The sequence below is a fragment of the Gordonia sp. L191 genome, from assembly GCF_030077625.1.
GTDB lineage: Bacteria > Actinomycetota > Actinomycetes > Mycobacteriales > Mycobacteriaceae > Gordonia > Gordonia polyisoprenivorans_A.
Map to the genome: position 1 here is coordinate 3,145,996 of NZ_CP125996.1, position 21,128 is coordinate 3,167,123.

General features: G+C 68.1%; 23 protein-coding genes. 11 read left to right on the plus strand and 12 right to left on the minus strand.

Annotated elements, in window-relative coordinates; genetic code table 11:
• Position 1: 1 nt before the first annotated feature.
• The 8 genes from rdgB to QNM97_RS14265 form a co-directional block, all read right to left on the minus strand.
• Positions 2 to 643, minus strand: a complete 642-nt coding sequence (gene rdgB / locus QNM97_RS14230) for an RdgB/HAM1 family non-canonical purine NTP pyrophosphatase (RefSeq protein ID WP_283819096.1) — start codon at positions 641 to 643, stop codon at positions 2 to 4.
• Entirely contained in the window at positions 640 to 1,392 is a 753-nt protein-coding gene (gene rph / locus QNM97_RS14235) for a ribonuclease PH (RefSeq protein ID WP_006371563.1), read from the minus strand. The genes rdgB and rph overlap by 4 nt, the downstream gene beginning before the upstream one ends.
• 43 nt (positions 1,393 to 1,435) lie before the next feature.
• On the minus strand, positions 1,436 to 2,200 hold the full coding sequence (locus QNM97_RS14240; protein ID WP_283819097.1) for a cyclic nucleotide-degrading phosphodiesterase: 765 nt from the start codon (positions 2,198 to 2,200) through the stop codon (positions 1,436 to 1,438).
• An 83-nt stretch (positions 2,201 to 2,283) separates the two neighbouring features.
• Positions 2,284 to 3,090 carry a glutamate racemase gene (gene murI, locus QNM97_RS14245; RefSeq protein WP_283823200.1) on the minus strand — a complete coding sequence of 269 codons (807 nt, stop codon included), beginning with the start codon at positions 3,088 to 3,090 and terminating at the stop codon, positions 2,284 to 2,286.
• Entirely contained in the window at positions 3,087 to 3,686 is a 600-nt protein-coding gene (locus QNM97_RS14250; protein WP_283819098.1) for a rhomboid family intramembrane serine protease, read from the minus strand. Before QNM97_RS14250 ends, murI begins: the two co-directional genes overlap by 4 nt.
• A gap of 173 nt (positions 3,687 to 3,859) precedes the next feature.
• A complete protein-coding gene (locus QNM97_RS14255; protein ID WP_283819099.1) occupies positions 3,860 to 4,834 on the minus strand; it encodes a PLP-dependent cysteine synthase family protein in 975 nt (324 codons plus the stop codon).
• Positions 4,831 to 5,115: a MoaD/ThiS family protein gene (locus QNM97_RS14260; protein WP_006371568.1), complete on the minus strand. Its 285-nt coding sequence runs from the start codon at positions 5,113 to 5,115 to the stop codon at positions 4,831 to 4,833. The genes QNM97_RS14255 and QNM97_RS14260 overlap by 4 nt, the downstream gene beginning before the upstream one ends.
• Positions 5,116 to 5,121: 6 nt before the next feature.
• Positions 5,122 to 5,529 (minus strand): M67 family metallopeptidase, encoded by a 408-nt coding sequence (locus tag QNM97_RS14265; RefSeq protein ID WP_006371569.1) that lies wholly within the window; start codon positions 5,527 to 5,529, stop codon positions 5,122 to 5,124.
• 291 nt (positions 5,530 to 5,820) lie between these two features.
• Here QNM97_RS14265 and QNM97_RS14270 point away from each other — a divergent pair, with 291 nt between their 5' ends.
• Both QNM97_RS14270 and QNM97_RS14275 read left to right on the plus strand, forming a co-directional pair.
• Positions 5,821 to 6,612 carry an SCO4651 family lipoprotein gene (locus tag QNM97_RS14270; RefSeq protein WP_283819100.1) on the plus strand — a complete coding sequence of 264 codons (792 nt, stop codon included), beginning with the start codon at positions 5,821 to 5,823 and terminating at the stop codon, positions 6,610 to 6,612.
• Positions 6,613 to 6,639: 27 nt separating this feature from the next.
• Positions 6,640 to 7,032 (plus strand): DUF4189 domain-containing protein, encoded by a 393-nt coding sequence (locus tag QNM97_RS14275; protein ID WP_283819101.1) that lies wholly within the window; start codon positions 6,640 to 6,642, stop codon positions 7,030 to 7,032.
• 44 nt (positions 7,033 to 7,076) lie between these two features.
• Here the strand turns inward: QNM97_RS14275 and QNM97_RS14280 are convergent, their stop codons facing one another.
• The 3 genes from QNM97_RS14280 to clpS are packed head-to-tail and all read right to left on the minus strand — an operon-like array spanning position 7,077 to position 9,120.
• Positions 7,077 to 8,162, minus strand: coding sequence for a P1 family peptidase (locus QNM97_RS14280; protein ID WP_283823201.1), 1,086 nt, complete (start codon positions 8,160 to 8,162; stop codon positions 7,077 to 7,079).
• A gap of 54 nt (positions 8,163 to 8,216) precedes the next feature.
• Positions 8,217 to 8,792 (minus strand): oxidative stress transcriptional regulator AosR, encoded by a 576-nt coding sequence (gene aosR / locus QNM97_RS14285; protein ID WP_208795830.1) that lies wholly within the window; start codon positions 8,790 to 8,792, stop codon positions 8,217 to 8,219.
• Between the two features lie 4 nt (positions 8,793 to 8,796).
• Entirely contained in the window at positions 8,797 to 9,120 is a 324-nt protein-coding gene (clpS, locus tag QNM97_RS14290; protein WP_208795829.1) for an ATP-dependent Clp protease adapter ClpS, read from the minus strand.
• 68 nt (positions 9,121 to 9,188) lie between these two features.
• Between clpS and QNM97_RS14295 the strand changes: the two genes are divergently transcribed.
• From QNM97_RS14295 to QNM97_RS14335, 9 genes are all read left to right on the plus strand, one after another.
• Complete coding sequence (locus QNM97_RS14295) at positions 9,189 to 10,445, plus strand: nicotinate phosphoribosyltransferase (RefSeq protein WP_283823202.1); 1,257 nt, start codon at positions 9,189 to 9,191, stop codon at positions 10,443 to 10,445.
• A 73-nt stretch (positions 10,446 to 10,518) separates the two neighbouring features.
• Positions 10,519 to 11,133 carry an isochorismatase family protein gene (locus QNM97_RS14300; protein ID WP_283819102.1) on the plus strand — a complete coding sequence of 205 codons (615 nt, stop codon included), beginning with the start codon at positions 10,519 to 10,521 and terminating at the stop codon, positions 11,131 to 11,133.
• 9 nt (positions 11,134 to 11,142) lie between these two features.
• Positions 11,143 to 13,281, plus strand: coding sequence for an ATP-dependent DNA helicase (locus QNM97_RS14305; protein WP_283819103.1), 2,139 nt, complete (start codon positions 11,143 to 11,145; stop codon positions 13,279 to 13,281).
• A 121-nt stretch (positions 13,282 to 13,402) separates the two neighbouring features.
• A complete protein-coding gene (locus QNM97_RS14310; RefSeq protein WP_283819104.1) occupies positions 13,403 to 15,403 on the plus strand; it encodes a maltotransferase domain-containing protein in 2,001 nt (666 codons plus the stop codon).
• Positions 15,404 to 15,425: 22 nt separating this feature from the next.
• The gene (gene glgB, locus QNM97_RS14315; protein ID WP_283819105.1) at positions 15,426 to 17,720 is read left to right on the plus strand and encodes a 1,4-alpha-glucan branching protein GlgB; all 2,295 of its coding nucleotides are present in this window, start codon (positions 15,426 to 15,428) and stop codon (positions 17,718 to 17,720) included.
• A 168-nt stretch (positions 17,721 to 17,888) separates the two neighbouring features.
• The gene (locus QNM97_RS14320) at positions 17,889 to 18,224 is read left to right on the plus strand and encodes a PadR family transcriptional regulator (protein WP_283819106.1); all 336 of its coding nucleotides are present in this window, start codon (positions 17,889 to 17,891) and stop codon (positions 18,222 to 18,224) included.
• A complete protein-coding gene (locus QNM97_RS14325) occupies positions 18,224 to 18,601 on the plus strand; it encodes a DUF1048 domain-containing protein (RefSeq protein WP_349632362.1) in 378 nt (125 codons plus the stop codon). Before QNM97_RS14320 ends, QNM97_RS14325 begins: the two co-directional genes overlap by 1 nt.
• Positions 18,598 to 19,377 carry an ABC transporter ATP-binding protein gene (locus tag QNM97_RS14330; protein WP_283819108.1) on the plus strand — a complete coding sequence of 260 codons (780 nt, stop codon included), beginning with the start codon at positions 18,598 to 18,600 and terminating at the stop codon, positions 19,375 to 19,377. Before QNM97_RS14325 ends, QNM97_RS14330 begins: the two co-directional genes overlap by 4 nt.
• On the plus strand, positions 19,377 to 20,138 hold the full coding sequence (locus tag QNM97_RS14335) for an ABC transporter permease (RefSeq protein WP_283819109.1): 762 nt from the start codon (positions 19,377 to 19,379) through the stop codon (positions 20,136 to 20,138). Before QNM97_RS14330 ends, QNM97_RS14335 begins: the two co-directional genes overlap by 1 nt.
• 67 nt (positions 20,139 to 20,205) lie before the next feature.
• Here the strand turns inward: QNM97_RS14335 and QNM97_RS14340 are convergent, their stop codons facing one another.
• A complete protein-coding gene (locus QNM97_RS14340; protein ID WP_283823203.1) occupies positions 20,206 to 21,123 on the minus strand; it encodes a tetratricopeptide repeat protein in 918 nt (305 codons plus the stop codon).
• Positions 21,124 to 21,128 lie beyond the last annotated feature (5 nt).

Below are 21,128 nucleotides of genomic sequence, written 5' to 3' on the forward strand. Positions count from 1 at the left end.
CTCAGTCGGAGGCGGCGAGCGCCGCCAGCGCAGGTACCAACTGCACCAACGCCTTACCGCGGTGACTCAGCGAATCCTTTTCCTGCGCCGACAGTTCCGCAGAAGTCCGCCCGGTCGCCGCCGCGTCGTCCGGGACGAACAGCGGATCGTAGCCGAAACCGTTGGCGCCGAGACCTTCTCGCAAGATGGTTCCGCGCCATTCACCACGCACGACCGTCTCGGTACCGTCGGGCATCACAAGTGCACAGGCCGAGACGAACGCGGCCCCGCGACGTTCGTCGGGGACGTCGGCGATCTGATTCAGCAACAGCTCGTTGTTCGCGGCGTCATCGCCGTGACGTCCGCTCCAGCGGGCCGAGAGAACTCCCGGCATACCGTTGAGGGCGTCCACCGACAACCCGGAATCGTCGGCCAGACAAGGCAGTCCGGTGGCACGCGCTCCCGAGCGCGCCTTGATGAGCGCGTTCTCCTCGAAGGTTGCACCGGTCTCCGGTTCCTCGGGGTACTCCGGGACCGCGTCGAGTCCCACGACATCGAGTCCGACGATGCCCGAGGCGTCGACGACGCGTCGCAGCTCCGCTAGCTTCTTGGCGTTTCGGCTGGCCAACAGTACCCGCCGGGGTACCGAGTGAGGAGCGCTCATGCGGTCGGCAACTCGCCCGGGTACGGCTCGTCGAGGACCGCGCGTTGCGCCTCGAAGAGCTTGGCGGTGCCGATCTCGGCGAGATCGAGCAGCTTCTCCAGGGTGGCACGCGGGAAGGTCGCGCCCTCACCGGTGCCCTGCACCTCCACCAGGGTGCCGGCGTCGGTGGTCACGACGTTCATGTCGACCTCGGCCCGCGAATCCTCCTCGTAGGGCAGATCCAGCCGGACCCGGCCGTCGACCACGCCCACGCTGACTGCGGCGATCATGCACGACAACGGCTGCGGGTCGGAGAGTTTGCCCGCGGCACCCAGCCAGGTCACCGCATCGGCGAGCGCGACGTACGCACCGGTGATCGCGGCGGTCCGGGTGCCGCCGTCGGCCTGCAACACGTCGCAGTCGAGCGCGATGGTGTTCTCGCCCAGTGCGGCAAGGTCGATGCAGGCACGCAGCGAGCGTCCGATGAGTCGGCTGATCTCGTGGGTGCGGCCTCCGACCTTGCCGGCGACCGATTCGCGGCGAGACCGCTCATGGGTGGCGGCGGGCAGCATCGCGTATTCGGCGGTCAGCCACCCCAGGCCCGATCCCCGACGCCACGGCGGCACACCCTCGGTCACGCTGGCGGTGCACAGCACCCTGGTCTGCCCGAATTCCACCAGCACGGATCCGGCCGGATGGGAGGTGAATCCGCGGGTGAAGGTGATCGGTCGGAGTTCGTCGTCGGCCCTGCCGTCAGCGCGTGTCGTCACCCGATCAACTGTAGACACCGAGCCGAATGACGCCGTCGGGGCGTCAGAAGTGGAAGATCTGTCCTTGCCGGACGAGTTCGACCGGACCGGAGAAGGTGCTGCGTGCCTCGGCCATGATCACCGACGCGTCGCACCACGGCGCGACGTGGGTGATGGCCAACGCCTTCGCGTTGGCCTTCGCAGCGGCCTCACCGGCCTCGATACCCGACAGGTGAAGATGCTCGGGGCGGTTGCCGGGATCATGGGTCCACGACGCCTCACACAGGAACAGGTCGGCGTCGGCAGCGAGATCGATGAGTTCGTCACACGGCCCGGTGTCGCCGCTGAAAGCGATCACGTGACCCTCCGGACCGGCGACGCGCAGCCCGTAGGTCTCCGGCGGGTGATCGAGCTTGATCGCGTGGATGTTCATCCCGCCCAGCGTGATCTCCATCCCGTCGGCCCACTCGTGCACGTCGAAGGTGTCGCTGATGTCGTCGATCTCGCCGGGGAATTCCGAGGACGCCGCGCCGATTCGCATCGCCACCCCCGACGGGCCGTAGAGCGGGGCCTTCTCCGGTGCCGGTCCGGGCGGGGCGTACCGGCGCCAGACCATCATCGCCGGCAGATCGAGGCAGTGGTCGGCGTGCATGTGGGAGAGCACGACCGCGATGTTGTCGGGATCGGACACCCGCATCAGCTCGCCGAAGACGCCGGGTCCGCAGTCCATCAGCACGGGTTGCTCGCCGGGCACTGAGAACAGGTAGCCCGAACAGGCTGCACCCGGTCCACCCACACTTCCCGAGCAACCGAGCACCGTGACACGCATAGCCCTACCTTGCCATGCGTGGGCGTCATGGTGGCCGGGTATCCGATCACAAGTCGGCGGGTGAACGACTCCCGCCGGTCACCTCAGATGCGGGCCACCGAGCCGACGGTCGGGCCGAGGAACCGAGTTGACAAGCGCGCGAACGATTCCGGATTCCCGGTGGCCTGGAACACGCGTTCGGCGGCGCGGTCGGTGTGCGGGTGCAACATGTCGGAGCGGGTCAACACGGCGAAGAGATCCTTGGCGGTTTCCTCGGCGCTGGAGACGAGAGTGACCTCGTCGCCCATGGCGAGGGCGATGACGCCCGAGAGCAGCGGGTAGTGGGTGCAGCCGAGCACCACGGTGTCGACGCCCGCTTCCTGCAGCGGCTCGAGGTAGCCCTGCGCCAAGCCGAGGATCTGGCGTCCGCTGGTGATACCGCGCTCGACGAAGTCGACGAACCGAGGGCAGGCGACCGCGGTGATCTCCGCGTCCCGGGCGGCGGCGAAGGAGTCCTGATAGGCCTGGGAGGCGATGGTGGCCTCGGTCCCGATGACCCCGATACGACCGGTCTTGGTGGCCACCACCGCACGCCGTACGGCCGGCAGGACCACCTCGATCACCGGGATCGGCGCGTAGCGCTCACGGGCGTCGCGCAGACATGCCGCCGACGCGGTGTTGCACGCGATCACGATGGCCTTCACCCCGCGCTCGGCGAGCTCGTCACCGATGGCCAACGCATGTTTGCGGATCTGCGGGATGGTCAACGGCCCGTAGGGTCCGTTGGCGGTGTCGCCGATGTAGACGATGTCCTCGTCGGGGAGCAGGTCGATGATCGCGCGGGCCACGGTGAGCCCGCCGACGCCGGAGTCGAAGATGCCGATCGGGGCGTCGGGTCCTGGGGTGGCTATCGCGACACCCCCGGCATCGGCGGGCCGCCGGCGGGTGCGGTGTTCGGAGGTCGGCGACGCCGGTCGCGGTCGGCGAGGAACCAGGCGGCGAGAACGCCGCCGATGGCCCCGAACAGGTGTCCCTGCCACGAGACGGTCGGATCGGTCGGCAGCACGCCCCACAGCACCGACCCGTAGACGAGCAGCAGGACCAGCCCGCCGAGGATCTGCCAGAGGTTGCGGTTGAACAATCCACGAACCAGCAGGTAGGCGAGCCAGCCGAAGATCACCCCGGACGCCCCGACGGTCACCGATCCGCTCGGCGCGAACAGCCACACACCCAGCCCGGAGGTGATCCAGACGACCGCGGTGACGAACAGGAAGCGCCGGGCCAGCAGCAACAGGAATCCGAGGACCACCCCGACCGCGAGGTTGGTCCACAAATGGTCCCAGTTGGCGTGCAGGAACGGCGACCACACGATGCCGTCGAGTCCGTCGACGCGACGCGGCTCGATGCCGGCCGAATCGAGGTCGTAGTGGGTCGCGGCGTCGATGGCCTCGACGATGATCAGGCCGATCACGATGAACACCATGACCAGCGCCGAGCGCTGCCACAACGGGCGCCGCGTCGGCGGCGCTCCCGGTGTCTGGGTCGCGTTGATGGTGTTCTCCTCGACGCCGGCGTCGAGGCCGGTCGGATTGCGGTGTCGGTCGGATTACGGTGTCGGTCGGGTGCGGGTGTCGGTCAGGGGCAGTGGTCGGTCGGGTGCGGTTGAGGCGGATCGGGCCCTCAGGCCCAGAGCTGTCCCTCCAGTGCCTGCTCGGCCTCTTCCAGGCTACCGTCGTAGGCCCCGGTCGACAGATACTTCCATCCCGCGTCGGGCACGACGAAACCGATGTCGGCGCGCTGACCCGCCTTGAGCGCCTTACGTCCGATCCCCCGCGCGGCCTGCAGGATCGCGCCGGTGGAGATCCCGGCGAAGATGCCCTCGGCGTCGATGAGTTCGCGCACCCGGGCGACGGCGTCGATCCCGGTGACCGAGAATCGCCGGGTCAGCACCGAGTCGTCGTAGAGCTCGGGCACGAAGCCCTCGTCGATGTTGCGCAGCCCGTAGACCTCGTCGCCGTAGCGCGGTTCGGCGGCCACGATCTCGATGTCGGGGTCGCGCTCACGCAGATACCGTCCCACCCCCATCAGGGTGCCGGTGGTGCCGAGCCCGGCGACGAAGTGCGTGATCTCGGGCAGGTCGGCATACAGCTCGGGACCGGTGCCCGCGTAGTGCGCGCGCCAATTGGCCTCGTTGCCGTACTGGTAGAGCATCACCCAGTCGTCGTGCTCGGCGGCGAGTTCCTTGGCCACCCGCACCGCGGTGTTCGAACCGCCTGCCGCAGGTGATGAGATGACTTCGGCACCATACATTTTCAGCAGCGATCGACGTTCCTCGGAGGTGTTCTCCGGCATCACGCAGATCAGGTGATAGCCCTTGAGCTTGGCGGCCATCGCCAGCGAGATCCCGGTGTTGCCGCTCGTGGGTTCCAGGATCGTCGCCCCGGGCCTCAGGGTGCCGTCACGTTCGGCCGCCTCGATCATCGCCAGAGCGGGCCGGTCCTTGATGGAACCAGTCGGGTTACGGTCCTCGAGTTTGGCCCACAGCCGCACGTGCGGGCCCTGCGTCGGATCGTCGTCCCAGCGCGGCGAGAGCCGTTGCAGACCGATCAGCGGGGTGTTGCCGACCGAGGCGATCAGCGAGTCGTAGCGGGTCACGACGTGGCGCTACCGCCGGCCACCGCGGGCAGGATGGTGACCTCGTCCCCGTCGTCGATGGTGGTGTCCAGACCACCGGAGAATCGGACGTCCTCGTCGTTGACGTAGATGTTGACGAAACGATGCAGCTTGCCATCGGCGACCAGCCGTTCACGCAGCCCCGGATTCGCCGACTCCAGGTTGTCGATGAGTTCACTCAACGTCGATCCTGTTGCGTCGACCCGCTTTTCACCACCGGTGTGGGTACGCAGGATCGTCGGGATGGACACGGTTACCGCCATGGTTGCTCAGCTCCTGATCTCGATCTCTTCTTCGGTGACCACCCCGTCGAGGATCCGGTAACTGCGGACCTCGTCGGTGTCGGGCTCGCGGGTGGACACCAGGACGTAATGGGCGCCGGGCTCACTCGCGTACGACACGTCGGTACGGCTGGGGTAGGGCTCGGTTGCGGTGTGCGAGTGGTAGATCACCACCGGCTCCTCGTCGCGGCGGTCCATCTCCCGCCACACCTTGAGTTGTTCGAGCGAGTCGAATCGGTAGAAGGTCGGTGACCGTTCGGCGTTGACCATCGGGATGAATCGCTGTGGCTCGTCGGAGCCCTCGGGACCGGCGATCACCCCGCACGCCTCGTCGGGGTGATCGGCACGTGCATGCGCGATCATCTGGTCCACCAGCTCACGGCTGATCCGCAGCACTGCCACTCCTCGCTCTCACCGTCACGGGTGCACTCGGCACATCGTGGCTACCCAACGTCCGGCTCGGCGACGCTATTCCGGTCGCCGGTCCGATCGCATGCTCTCGCAGGTCAGCGCTGCGCCCGAGCGTCTCGCGCCCGCGCCACGCACTCGTCATCCGTGCGAACTACAGCTGTTTTCACACCGTCGTCCGGCGCTGTAGCGTTTCGCCACAGTTCACGATCTGTGGTGCCGACTTCGACAACCGACATCGGCCCCAGGGGGAACCTCAGAGAGTCAGGAGCTCACCACATGCACCGTGCCCACCGTGTTGCCACGGCCGCCATCGCCACGGGTATCGCCGCTGCCATCACACTCACCGGCTGCTCGTCGGATTCCGACAGCGGCTCGGGTGGCAACAACACCACCGCCTCGTCGTCGATGAGCGATCCGGCCGCCCTCATCAAGGCCGCCGCCGACAAGACCGCCGCCCTCACCGGCGCCCATCTCGATCTCACCGTCGACGGCAAGGTTCCCAACGTGACCGTCAAGAAGGTCGACGCCGATCTGGTGACCAAGCCCACCACCGCGGCCAAGGGCACAGCGACCGTGATGCTGGGCTCCACCGACAGCGCCGCACCGTTCGTCTACGTCGATCAGCACCTCTACGCCGATATCGGCAACAAGGGCTACGTCGATTACGGCGACGGCCGCTCGGTCTACGACGTGTCGGTCGTTCTCAACCCCGAGAAGGGCCTGGCGAATCTGCTGCGGAACATGCAGGACCCGAAGACCTCGGGCACCGAGGACATCGGCGGCGTCAAGGCCACCCGCGTCACCGGGACCGTCGCCGCCAAGCAACTCGCCGCGCTCACCGGGACCAACATCACCAAGAACCAGGACGCCCAGGTTCCGGTGAACGTCTGGATCACGCCCGACAACCAGCTCGCCCGAGTGGTGCTGATACCGGCAACCAATTCGACGATGACGATGAACCTGTCGAACTGGAACAACACCGTCGAGGTCACCAAACCGGCGACCATCGCCACCCCGTCGCCCTCCGGAACCCCCAACCCGTCCGACGCCTCGCGCGCGCCGGCCTGACCAACCACTCACGCAAGGAGACAGCTCATGAGTATTCGCAAGCGTCTGGTTGCCTCGGCCGTCGCCGTGGGCGCGGTGGGTGCAGCGCTCGTCGCTCCCGCCGCCCTCGACACCGCCCCCGCTGCCCACGCCTACGGCAACTACTACGGCGCGATCGCGCTGAACACCTCGACCGGGGACGCCGGACGAGCGTGGGACTACGACTCCTCCGCCGAGGCCGCCGACGCGGCACTCGACTCCTGCGGCTACGGCTGCAAGGTCGTGGTCCGGTTCGTCAACGGTTGCGGCGCGGTCGCCTCGTCACCGTCGTACTGGGGTTACGGTCGCGGCCCGAGCCTCTACAGCGCTCAGTCGAACGCGCTCTACGCCGCAGGGGGCGGCGACATCTACACCTGGGTCTGCACCTCGGGCCACGAATAGTCACCGCCCGCTCTCACCGGCGGGCCTTCCACACCGTGATGGCGTCAGCGAATCGCTGACGCCATCACGCGTCGGTAGGCGGGGATGGCGGCGACCGGTTCGGCGGCGACGATCGCCGCGATCACCGCGTCCCGGGTGACCTCGGTGGCGACCGCACACACCTGTGCCAGCACCGCGGTGTCGGGGTTCATGCCGGGCGGGATCGCCGGTGTCGGCGCCACCGGGTGCGCTCCGGTGCTCACGGCGAAGATGGTGTCGCCGTCGAGCGGCGAGTGCACCGGACGGATCGCCAGGGCGAGCCCGTCGTGCGCCGACATCGCCACCCGCCGCAACGACGCCGGGGCGAAGGCAGCGTCGGTTGCGACGACGCCGATCGTGGTGTTGAGGACGGTCGGCTTGGCGCCGCCGTCGGCCAGCGCAGCCACCTCGGCCGGTGCCGGCTGCTGCAAACCCAGTCGAGTCAGCTCGGATTGGCCGACGCCCCAAGGCAATCCGGTATCCGGATCGATCACCGCGCCGACCGGGTTGGCGACGATGAGCGCGCCCACGAGGATCCCGGCGGCCGGGCCCTCCTCGATCCGACGACTCGTCGTGCCGACACCGCCCTTGAGGACACCGGCCCGCGCGCCCGCACCGGCACCGACGCTGCCCACCGCGAACTCGCGACCCGCCGCGCGCACCGCCGCGGTACCGAACCCCGCGTCCGGGCGGTTCTCCCACGCCCCGACCGGGAGGTCGAAGATCACCGCGGCGGGAACGATCGGGACCACGTGCCCGTGTGCGTCCATCGGCAGACCCACGCCGGTGCGCTCGAGTTCGCTCATCACGCCGTCCGCGGCGGCCAGCCCGTACGCGCTGCCACCGGTCAGGACCACGGCGTGGGCGGTGGTGACGGTGTTCGAGGGATCGAGCAGATCGGTTTCGCGGGTGCCCGGACCACCACCGCGCACGTCGACGGCCGCACACGCGTTCGGCCCGTCGATCCGGATCACTGTGGTACCGCTGCACCAGCCGCTGCCCGGCGGGTCGTCGGGGCCGCCACCGCCGACGGTCACCTCCGCGTCGATGCGGTGGTGATGGCCGACGGTGATCCCGTCGATATCGGTGATGCGGTTGCCCGCCTTCGCCATTCGGACGTCCGATTCGCCCGTCACATCAACGCCCCCGCTCACATCGTTCTCCGCTCACATCAAGGCCTCGACGAGCAGCTCCTGCATGACCGTCAGCCAGTGGTAGACGTCGAGATGGGCCGCGTGCGGATGGCCCTCGGGCAACTGGTCGGGGGTGTCCTCGGAGATGCCGAGCATCGCGCCGAGAGCCAGCCGGACGTCGTTGAGCGCGGTCAACCAGTCGAGTGCCTGTGCCTCGGTCAGGGCGATGTCGCCACCGCCGGCGGGCAACGAATCCAGCAACGTCTGCGCTGCCCCGAGTTTGGCGTCGATGATCTGCGGCTCGTTGAGGCTGCGCATCGCGGCGTTGAGGTCGCCGTTGATCATCTCCGCTTCCAGGTCGCGTTCCTGGTCGGGACGATGGAAATCGGGAAGGAGTCGGCCCAGGGTGAGATCGGTCGGCGGCGACGAGTGGCCGGTGCGGATGCCGGTCATCGCAGCCAGCTCGTCGGTGGGCGCACTCGACTCCCGCTCGGTGAGCAGGTCGGTCATCGAGGTCACCATCGACGTGAGCAGCTCGACCTCATGGCGTTCGAGGTTGGAACAGATCCGCATCCGCGAACCCCGGCCCTGCCTTTTCCAGGTGCGCACGCGCTCAGCAATCCCGCTGCATCGTCGCCCACAATCCCGCGGCGTGCAGCTTTCGGACGTCGGATTCCACCTTGTCGCGGTCGCCGCTGGACACCACCGCCCGCCCTTCGGTGTGCACCTGCATCATCAGCTCGTTCGCCCGGGCCTCGGAGTAGCCGAAGATCTTCTGGAAGACGAAGGTGACATACCGCATCAGATTGACCGGGTCGTCCCACACCACCGTCATCCACGGGCGGTCGAGGTCCGATGCGCCCTCGGCGACGGTGGGTTCGGCGACGGCCGCACCACCGGGAGTAGCCTCATGCGCACGCATTCCGTCAGGCGCCATACGTCCAAGGGTAAGGGATCAACAACGTGGACAACACCGCCCTGCTGACCGACCACTACGAGGTCACCATGGTCCGCGCAGCGCTGCGCCACCCGATCGCGCACCGGCAGTGCGTCTTCGAGGTGTTCGCGCGGCGACTGCCCGACGGCCGGCGCTACGGCGTGGTCGCCGGGACCGGACGGGTCATCGACGAGCTGGCACGCTTCCGGTTCGGTGACGAGGAGATCGCGGTCCTCGAACGCTTCTGCGACGCCGACACCATCGCCTGGCTACGTGACTACCGATTCTCCGGCGACATCGACGGCTACCGCGAGGGAGAGCTGTACTTTCCCGGCTCCCCGATCCTGACCGTGCGGGCGAGCTTCGCCGAGGCGGTGCTGCTCGAGACCCTGATCCTGTCGATCCTCAACCACGACAGCGCGATCGCGTCGGCGGCGGCGCGGATGGTCAGCGCCGCCGGCAACCGGCCGATCATCGAGATGGGGTCGCGCCGCACCCACGAGCGGGCAGCGGTCTCCTCGTCGCGGGCGGCCTACATCGCAGGTGTCGCGGCCACCTCCAACCTGGAGGCCGCCCGCACCTACGGGGTGCCGAGCGCCGGGACCGCCGCACACGCATTCACCCTCGGCTTCGCCGGGCCCGACGGCCCCGACGAGAAGGCGGCCTTCGCCGCGCAGATCGAGGCGCTCGGTGTCGGCACCACGCTGCTCGTCGACACCTACGACATCACCGCCGGGGTCCGCAACGCCATCGAGGTCGCCGGACCCGAACTCGGGGCGGTCCGCATCGACTCCGGCGATCTCGGCGTACTCGCCCGGCAGGTGCGCGATCAGCTCGACTCCCTCGGCGCCACCGGCACCAAGATCGTCGTGTCCGGCGATCTCGACGAGTACGCCATCGCGTCGCTGCGCGCCGAGCCCGTCGACACCTACGGGGTGGGTACCTCCCTGGTCACCGGCAGTGGTGCGCCCACCGCCGGCATGGTCTACAAGCTCGTCGAGGTCGACGGCACCCCGGTCGCCAAACGCGCCAGTCACAAGGAATCCCGGGGTGGCGCGAAGACCGCCGTCCGCGCGGCCCGGCCCAGCGGCACCATCGTCGAGGAGATCATCTACCGGGCAGGTGACCGGCTGCCCGACACCCACGGGCTCCTCACCCGTGACCTGCAGATCCCGCTCGTCCGCTCCGGCGAGCCAGTCGACGATCTGCCGAACCTGTCCGACGCGCGCGACCACCTCGGCCGCGGCCTCGTGAGCCTGCCCTGGGAGGGACTCGGCCTGTCGCACGGCGATCCGGCGGTACCGACGCGCTACGTTCTGGGTTGAGCATTTCGAGCCCGCTGTCCCTCTCACGTCGCTCACACCGCCAGCCGCCCTGTCCACAGCCCCGAGGAGAATCATGAGCAGCCCGCAGTCCGGCGAGTGGTCCGGCCCGGCCGATGCCCTGGTCATCGTCGACGTCCAGAACGACTTCTGCGAGGGCGGTGCGCTGGGCGTCCGCGGGGGTAATGCCGTGGCGGGTGCGATCAACAGCATCCTGGGCGACTACCGGACCGTGGTGGCCACGCGCGACTATCACATCGATCCGGGCGCGCACTTCTCCGACGACCCCGACTACGTCGACTCGTGGCCGCCGCACTGTCGGGTCGGCACCGACGGGGTCGCGTTCTCCCCCACCCTGGACACCTCGACGATCGCCGATGTCTTCTCCAAGGGTGAATACAGCGCCGCCTATTCGGGTTTCGAGGGCGCCGACGACGACGGGGTCTCCCTCGAACAGTGGCTGCGCCGGGCCGGGGTGAACTCGGTGGACGTCGTCGGGATCGCCACCGACCACTGCGTGCGTGCCACCGCCCTCGACGCCGCGCGCGCCGGTCTGCGTACCCGCGTGCTGCTCAACTTCACCGCCGCCGTCGACGCATCGACGGCCAAGGCCGCGCTCGACGAGATGCGTTCGGCGGGAATAACTCTCGACGGCGATCTGCTGTACAGTGGCGCATCCGAGGAGTCCTGAGCCGCATCCATGACAGATCTCCCCTCGGTGACCGAGCTACTCGACGCGGCGGTCACCGCATTGTCCGGCCGTCGTCGCGACGGCCAACTACGCATGGCCAACGCCGTCGATCACGCCATCGACGTCGGCGAGCACCTCGCCGTCCAGGCGGGCACCGGCACCGGTAAGTCGCTGGCCTACCTGGTGCCCGCGATCCGGCATGCGGTGGCCTCCGGCGACACGGTGGTGGTGTCGACGGCGACGATCGCCCTGCAGCGCCAGCTCGTCGAGCGGGATCTCCCGCGGCTCGCCGATGCCCTCGCCGGCCCCCTCGGCCGCAAGCCGACATTCGCGATTCTCAAGGGCCGCTCGAATTACCTGTGCCTGCACAAGATCCACGCGGGCGCCGCCGAGGAACCCGATACCGAACTCTTCGATGCCTTCGAGCTGTCCCGGACCGGCCGCGAGGTCACCCGGCTGCGGGAATGGACCTCCGACACCGAGACCGGTGACCGCGATGACCTGTCCCCCGGGGTCGCCGACCGCTCGTGGCGACAGGTCAGCGTGTCGGCGCGGGAGTGCCTGGGAGCTACCAACTGCTCCTACTCCGAGGACTGTTTCGCCGAACGCGCACGCCGAGCCAGCGCCCAGGTCGACGTCGTCGTCACCAATCACGCGATGCTGGCCATCGACGCACTCAGCCCGGCCAACGTCCTGCCCGATCACGACGTGGTGATCATCGACGAGGCGCACGAACTCGTCGACCGCATCACCTCGGTCAGCACCGCGGAGGTCTCGGCGGCAGCGGTGGCCAACCTGTCCAAGCGGGTCGGCAAACTCGTCGATGAAGAGACCGTCGATGCGCTCATCGGCGCCGGTGAGCACCTCGGCGAGCTCCTCGAGGACTGTCCGCCCGGCGAATGGACCGCCATGCCGCCGGCGGCCGGCGCCACATTGACGGTGCTGCGCGACCGCCTGTGGGCCACGCGTGGTGCCATCGGGCCTGTCCGCGGCCTCGGGGCGAGCGGCGACGAGGGTGCCGCCGCGGCCCGCTCGGCCGCGCTCACCGGACTCGAGGATCTCCACGACACGATCGTGCGGCTGCTCGGGGCGTTCTCCGAGCCGGAGGTGGCCAAACGTCGTGACGTGGTCTGGGTGGGCCACGAGCGGGTGGGCCGAGGACCGTCGGCAAGCACCCGTCCGGTGCTGCACATCGCACCGCTGTCGGTCGGCGGATTGCTGCGCAGCACCCTGTTCTCGACCTCGACGGTGATCCTGACCTCGGCGACACTGACCATCGGCGGTTCGTTCGACGCACTGGCCGCCACCTGGGGACTACCAGCGTCCGGGCGCGGCGCAGACACCCCGACCGCCGACGAGGTCGACGACCCGGGACCGGACGGGTCATCACGGGACACGTCCGGGCGATCCGCGGTGGCCGCGCGGACGGCGACCGCGACGGGCAAGGCCGCGCCGTCGGACGAGGGTACGGTCCGCTGGACCGGACTCGACGCCGGATCACCGTTCGACTATCCGCGCTCGGCGATCCTCTACGTCGCCCGCCACCTCCCACGGCCCGGGCGCGACGGACTGGCCCCGGCGACCCTCGACGAGATCGAGTCGCTGATCGGTGCGGCCAACGGCCGCACCCTCGGTCTGTTCTCGTCGATGCGGGCGGCGCGCGCGGCGGCCGACGCACTGGCCGACCGCGTGTCCGTGCCGATCCTGTGCCAGGGTGACGACACCACCTCGACGTTGGTCAAGCGGTTCGCCGAGGATCCGGAGACCTGCCTGTTCGGCACGTTGTCGCTCTGGCAGGGCGTCGATGTGCCCGGGCCGTCGCTGAGTCTGGTACTCATCGACCGCATTCCGTTCCCCCGACCGGACGACCCGCTGCTCACCGCACGTCAGCGCGCCGTCGACGCCCGCGGCGGCAACGGCTTCCTGTCGGTCGCCGCCAATCACGCCGCACTGCTGCTCGCGCAGGGCGCCGGTCGGCTACTGCGCTCGGTCGACGATCGTGGTGTGGTCGCGGTGCTCGATTCGCGTCTGGCGACCGCCGGATACGGCGGCTACCTCGCAGCGTCGCTGCCGCCCTTCTGGCGGACCACCGACCCCACCGTGGTCCGCTCGGCACTGAGCAGGCTGACAGGGGTACCCGTACGCTGATCCTGGCGCGCGGAGCGCTCCGAGCGACAACAATGGGTACCACGCCCCGGCGCAGAGGCCGCGGTGAGCAACGACGCATCCTCGCACCGACACGCGGTCGGGGTGAGAAGGGAGACCGTCTGTGATCGGCCGGATGGGCATCGACGACATCCAACCCATGGTTTCGGCGGGCCAGTATCCAGCCAAAGCCGTTGTCGGAGAAACAATCCCGATCAGTGCGACCGCGTGGCGCGAGGGCCACGACGCACTCGGGGTCACCGTGCGGATCGAGGCCCCGCGCCGGCGCGTCTACGAGATCACCATGACGCCGTCGATCGAGCCCGACCAGTTCAACGCCGTTTTCGTCCCCGACACCGAGGGCTACTGGACGTTTCGCGTCGAGGCCTGGAGCGACCCGTACACGACCTGGCGGTCGGCGATCGTCAAGAAGATCGAAGCCGGCCAGTCTGCGGCGGATCTGGCCAACGACCTCGAGATCGGCGCGCGAGTGCTCTCCCGGGCCCGCGACCAGATCGCCCCCACCGAACGCGGGGTCCTCTCCGACGCGATCCGCCTCCTTCGTGCCGACGACATGTCCCTGTCGACGCGGGTCGCCCCCGCCATCGCCGACGCCGTCACCTCACTGCTGCACCAACACCCGGTCCGGGAGATGGTCACCAAGAGCCGCAACCACCGCGTCTGGGTGGATCGCCGACGCGCGTTGTTCGGCTCGTGGTACGAGATGTTCCCGCGCTCGACCGGCGGATGGGACAACGAGGGACGCCCGGTACACGGCACCTTCCTGACCGCGGCGCAGGATCTGCCCCGCATCGCCGACATGGGATTCGACGTCGTCTACCTGCCACCGATCCATCCGATCGGCGAGGTCAACCGCAAGGGCCCCAACAACACCCTGATCGCCGGAGCCGAGGACGTCGGCTCGCCCTGGGCGATCGGGTCCCGCGACGGGGGCCACGACGCCATCCACCCGCGCCTGGGCAGCGAGGAGGATTTCACCTACTTCGTCGGACGGACGCGCGAACTCGGCATGGAGATCGCCCTCGACCTCGCGTTGCAATGCGCCCCGGATCACCCGTGGGCCACCGAGCATCCCGACTGGTTCACCATCCTGCCCGACGGCACCATCGCCTACGCGGAGAACCCACCCAAGAAGTACCAGGACATCTATCCGCTCAATTTCGACAACGACCGCGCCGGCATCTATGCGGGTGTGCTGCGCGTGGTGCTGCACTGGATCGACCTGGGCGTCAAGATCTTTCGCGTCGACAATCCCCACACCAAGCCGCCGAACTTCTGGGAATGGCTGATCACCGAGATCAAGAAGCGCCATCCCGACGTGTTGTTCCTGGCCGAGGCGTTCACCCGCCCGGCACGGCTCTACGGACTGGCGCGTCTCGGGTTCACGCAGTCCTACACGTATTTCACGTGGAAGACCGCGCGCTGGGAGCTCGAAGAGTTCGGCAACGAACTCGCCGCACACGCCGACGAGGCCCGCCCGAATCTCTTCGTCAACACCCCGGACATCCTGCACGAGAGCCTGCAGCACGGTGGCCCGGGCATGTTCGCGTTGCGGGCGGCGCTGGCGGCGACCCTCTCCCCGACCTGGGGCGTGTATTCGGGATACGAACTCTACGAACACCTGCCGGTCCGGGAGGGCAGCGAGGAGTACCTCGATTCGGAGAAGTACCAACTGCGCCCACGTGATTACAAGGCGGCCGCGTCCCGAGGGGAATCCCTGGAACCGTGGATCACCTCGCTCAACGCGATCCGGCGTCGCCATCCGGCTCTGCAGCAGTTGCGCAACATCACCTTTCACCACATCGAGAACCCGGCGCTGATCGCCTACTCCAAGATCGACCCCGCCTCCGGGGACCGGGTACTGGTCGTGATCAACCTCAATCCGTTCGGCACCGAGTCGGCGACCCTGTGGCTCGACATGCCCGCCCTCGGTTTCGACTGGCAGGACCACTTCGGGGTCCGCGACGAGGTCACCGGAGAGGAGTACACCTGGGGTCAGGCGAACTACATCCAACTCGAACCGTGGCGCGCGGTGGCCCACATCCTGGCCCTGCCGCCCCTCGATCCGGCACTCGCGCAACAGCTTTCCTACCGCATCCGGTGAGGAACGAGGAGAGGACGACGACGTGACCAATCCCCCGCAAATCCCCACCCCCGACGATCCCCGGCCCACGGCCTCGCCGGCGTGCGGCGAGCCCGACCCGAACGCCTCCGGCCACGATCTGCGACGGATCGATGCCCTGACCCATCCCGACCCGCATGCCTTCCTCGGCGCTCACGACACCGGTACCGGTTTCACCGTGCTGCGGACGCTGCGTCCCACCGCGACGTCGGTCACTGCGGTCATCGGCGGCGTCGACTATCCGATGACCGCCCAGACCGACGATCTGTTCGTCGTCGCGGTCCCGATCGAGGGTCTCATCGACTACCGCTACCGCGTGGAGTATCCCGACGGCGCGGGCGGCCACAAGTCCTACGTCGTCGCCGACGGTTATCGCTTCCTGCCGAGCGTCGGCGAGACCGACCGCTACCTGTTCGGCGAGGGCCGCCACGAGCGATTGTGGGAAATCCTCGGGGCGCGGCCGGTCAGCTACACCACCCCCGACGGCGAGGTGTCGGGGACCGCATTCTCGGTGTGGGCTCCGAACGCCCACGGCGTGGCGGTGATCGGCGACTTCGACTGGACCGGGCGCACCGCGCCGATGAGATCACTGGGCTCCAGCGGCATCTGGGAGGTCTTCCTGCCCGACATCGGCGCTGGCACCCAGTACAAGTTCAAGGTGCACGGCGCCGACGGGGTGATCCGCGAGAAGGCCGACCCGATGGCGTTGGGCACCAACGTGCCCCCGGCAACCGCGTCGGTGGTGACCACCACGGCGCACGAATGGTCCGACGACGCATGGATCGCCACCCGTGCCGCCTCCACACCGGCCACCGAACCGATGAGCATTTACGAGGTGCACCTCGGATCGTGGCGAATGGGATTGTCCTACCGGGAGATCGCCGAGCAACTCGGCGACTACCTCGTCGACAAGGGGTTCACCCACGTCGAATTCCTGCCGGTCGCCGAACACCCCTTCGGCGGCTCGTGGGGATATCAGGTCACCAGCTATTACGCGCCCTCGGCCCGGTTCGGCCATCCCGACGACTTCCGCTATCTCGTCGACCACCTGCATGCGCTCGGGATCGGCGTACTCGTCGACTGGGTGCCCGCCCACTTCCCCAAGGACGAGTGGGCGCTGGCGCGTTTCGACGGCACCGCCCTGTATGAACATGCCGACCCGATGCGCGGCGAGCAACTCGACTGGGGCACATACGTCTTCGACTTCGGTCGCCACGAGGTACGCAACTTCCTGGTCGCCAACGCGCTGTTCTGGTTCGACGAATTCCATATCGACGGCCTGCGCGTCGACGCGGTCGCCTCGATGCTCTACCTCGACTACTCGCGCCCGGCCGGCGGCTGGCGTCCCAACATCTACGGTGGGCGCGAGAACCTCGAGGCGGTGCAGTTCCTACAGGAGACCAATGCCACTGTGCACAAGCATTTCCCGGGCGTGGTCACGATCGCCGAGGAATCGACGGCGTGGCCGGGCGTGACCCGCATGACCGATCTGGGCGGGCTGGGTTTCAGCTTCAAGTGGAACATGGGCTGGATGCACGACACGCTCGGCTACCTCGGGCGTGATCAGGTTCACCGCAGCTTCCACCACCACGAGATCACCTTCTCGATGATGTACGCGTGGAGTGAGAACTTCGTCCTGCCGCTCTCCCACGACGAGGTCGTCCACGGCAAGGGCACGCTGTGGACCCGGATGCCCGGTGACTCGTTCACCAAGGCCGCCGGGGTCCGCGTGTTCCTGGCCTATCAGTGGGCGCATCCGGGCAAGCAACTGCTGTTCATGGGACAGGAATTCGGTCAGACCGGCGAGTGGGCCGAGGACCGCAGCCTGGATTGGTCACAGATGTCGGGCTGGGAAGGCGAATTGCATTCGGGCATCTCGGCTCTCGTGACCGATCTCAACCGGGTCTACCGACAGACGCCGGCCTTGTTCAGCGCCGACACCGACCCGGCGGGTTATGAGTGGATCGACGCCAACGACACCGCCAACAACGTCATCAGCTTCCTTCGATACGGAGCGGACGGCTCGGTCGTCGCATGTCTGTTCAATTTCTCCGGCTCCGATCGCAGCAACTACCGCGTCGGGCTTCCGGTGGCGGGCACCTGGGCCGAGGTCCTCAACACCGATTCGTCGGCGTATTCGGGTTCCGGTCAGGGAAATCTCGGCAGTGTCGTCACCGACGACCAACCGTGGCACGCACGTCCGGCCTCGGCGACGGTGATGCTCCCGGCTAATTCGGCGATCTGGCTGGCCCCGGTGCCGGTCGATTCCCCGACCGATTCCGCTCCGACATCCCCGTGATCGCCCACGTCGGTTGATACCCCGACGGCGCCGGGTCGAGATCCTCGACCCGGCGCCGTCGTCTGTGTGGCCTGTGGGACGCCTTGCGCTTTCACTATTCAGCGTTACTATGTACTAGTAGTCAGCAACACTGAGTAGTACTTCACACCCCGAGTATCGGAGGACGCGTTGGGCAAACAAATGACCGAGATGCTCAAGGGCACGCTGGAGGGCATCGTCCTGGCGATCCTGAGCCTGCGCGCGGCCTACGGGTACGAGATCACCGCGGCACTGCGGGAACAGGGTTTCACCGACATCGCCGAGGGAACCGTCTACGCGTTGCTGTTGCGCATCGAGAAGCGCGGACTGGTCGACGTGGAGAAGGTGCCGTCGGAGAAGGGTCCGCCCCGAAAGGTGTACTCCCTCAACGCGTCCGGTCACGAGTACCTCGACGAGTTCTGGCGCACCTGGGATTTCCTCGCCGACCGGCTCGACACACTTCACCACCGAAAGGAACAACCGTGATGCTCACCAAGATCATCGGCGACAAGAAACGTTGGCGCGCATACAAAGCGCGGAGGGACGCATTACCGGACCATCTGCGCACCGTCCTCGAGGCCGTCGAGCACTACATCTACTACTTCGCCTCCTCGGAGACCGATGCCCTGATGTCGTTGCTCACCGACCTCGCCGACCTCTTCGAGCAGGCCGCCGCCGACCGGACCCCGGTCGCCGACCTCGTCGGCGACGACCCGATCGAGTTCGCCGAGGGGTTCCTGCGCAATTACCCGGAGGCGTCGTGGATCAGCAAGGAACGCAAGCGATTGACCACGGCTGTCGATCAGGCGATCGCCGCCGAGACGAGCGGCCCCGACACCGACACCCCGGGGCGTGGGAGATGACCGCCGCACCCGCCATCTCCGTTGCCGGGCTACGCAAGTCGTTCAAGGAGCTCGAAGTCCTGCGCGGCGTCGACTTCGAGGTGGCGCCCGGCACCATCGTCGCCCTGCTCGGCTCCAACGGATCGGGCAAGACCACCACGGTCAAGATCCTCGCCACCCTCACCCGACCCGACGCCGGCACCGTGCTGGTCCAGGGCCACGATGTCGCCCGGCAACCGCAGCTGGTGCGCGAATCCATCAGCCTGACCGGGCAATTCACAGCGGTCGACGACATCCTCACCGCCCGTGAGAATCTCGTCCTCGTCGCCCGGTTGCGCCATCTACCCGATGCCGACGTCGTGGCCGAGAAGCTGCTGGACCGGTTCTCGTTGACCGACGCCGCCGACCGCAGGGTCGCCACGTTCTCCGGCGGGATGCGACGACGACTCGACATCGCCATGAGCCTGATCGGCGAACCACCGGTCATCTTTCTCGACGAACCCACGACCGGATTGGATCCGCAAGCGCGCCTGGAGGTCTGGGAGTCGATCACCGACCTCGCCCGACGAGGCACCACGGTGCTGCTGACCACCCAGTACCTCGAGGAGGCCGAACATCTCGCCGATCGGATCGCGATTCTCCATCAGGGTCGCATCATCCAGAACGGCACCCTGGCGCAGCTCACCACACTGCTTCCGCCCGCCGAGGTCGAGTACGTGGTCAAGCAGCCCACGCTCGAAGACGTCTTCCTCGCCGTGGTCGGCGAGGACACCACCCGCACGACCAAGGAGCCGTGATGGCCACACATTTCGCCGCCGACACCACTGCGCTACTCGGCCGCACTCTGCGGCATGTGACGCGCAGTCCGGACACGATCATCACCACCGCGGTCATGCCGATCGCCTTCCTGTTGCTGTTCGTCTACGTCCTCGGCGGTGCGATCCAGACCGGCTCCGGCTCTTACATCGACTACCTGTTGCCGGGAATCCTGCTGATCACGGTGGCGTCGGGGGTCTCCTACACCGCGTTCCGGCTGTACTCGGATATGGCCGGTGGGATGGTCGAGCGATTCCAATCCATGCCGATCGCACGCTCGGCGACCCTGTGGGCGCATGTGCTGACCTCGTTACTGGCCAACATGGTGGCGGTGGCCATCGTGGTGCTGGTCGCGGTGGCGATGGGGTTCCGGTCGAGTGCCGGCGTCCTCGGGTGGCTCGCGGTGGCCGGCATCCTCGTCGTCGTCACCCTCGCACTGACCTGGGTCGCGGTGATCCCCGGACTCACCGCGAAGAGTGTCGACGGCGCCAGCGCATTCTCCTACCCGCTGATCTTCCTGCCGTTCATCAGCTCGGCGTTCGTGCCGACCGCGTCGATGCCCGGACCCGTACGGGCCTTCGCCGAGCATCAGCCGGTCACCGCGATCGTGAACAGCCTTCGCGCGCTGTTCGCCGGGCAGCCGGTCGGCGGCGACCTCTGGATCGCGCTGGGATGGTGCGTCGGCATCCTGGTGATCGCCTATATCGCCGCGATGGTCGTCTATCGACGCAAGGTGTCGTGAGCCCCATACCCCGCGCGCCGGCACGGCCCCGGTCGTCGAACCACCACCGGTTGCGCGCGGGCCGGACTCAGAACAGGGCGCTCGCGAGCTTGCGCCGGGCGGCGACGACGAAGGGCTCGGCCGGATCGAACAACTCGAAGAGCTCGACCAGCCGGGTGCGGGCGCGGGTGCGGTCGTCACCGGCGGTCGCGCGCACGACCTCGATGATCCGATCGAACGCCGCCTCGGGCTGCTGGGCGAGCAGGAGCACATCGGCTGCCGCCAATTGCGCATCGACGTCTCCGGCCGCGGCGGTCTCCACGATGGCGGGATCGTGGGCCTGGGCGCGGAGCACGAACTCGAGGTTGCGTGCCGCCGAGGCGGCCTCGACATTGTCGGGCTCGGCCTCCACGATCGCCCGGTATGCACCCAGCGCGCCGTCGAAGTCCCCGGCGTTGAGCAACTCCTCGGCCGCATCCATGCGTGGGTCGGTGGCCTCGGGCTCCGGCTCGTCGGCGTCGGACACCCCGGTGAGGTGACCGCCGACCTGGGAGAGGATCTCATCGATCCACGAGCTGATCTCCTGCTCGCCGCGCACCCCATTGAACGCGGCGACCGGTTGGCCGGCGGCGATCGCCACCACCATCGGGATCGACTGCACGCGGAAGGCCTGGGCGATACGGGGATTGGCGTCGACGTCGACCTTGGCGAGCACCCACTGCCCGCCGGCCGCGGCCGCCATACGCTCGAGCACCGGTGAGAGCTGCTTGCAGGGCTCGCACCAGGTGGCCCACAGATCGACGATGACGAGTTGCCGTGTCGACCGAGCCAGCACGTCGGTCTCGAAGGTCTCCTCGGTCACGTCCAACACCGATCCCGACGAGGCCGAACCCGGCGAGCCCGGGCCGGATGCCGGCGGTCCGCCGGGAGCTGCGGAACGCTGTGGTTGCGCGCGTTGGGCTTCCGCGCGTTCCTTCAGCGCGGACAGGTCGACTGCACCGGACATCGCGA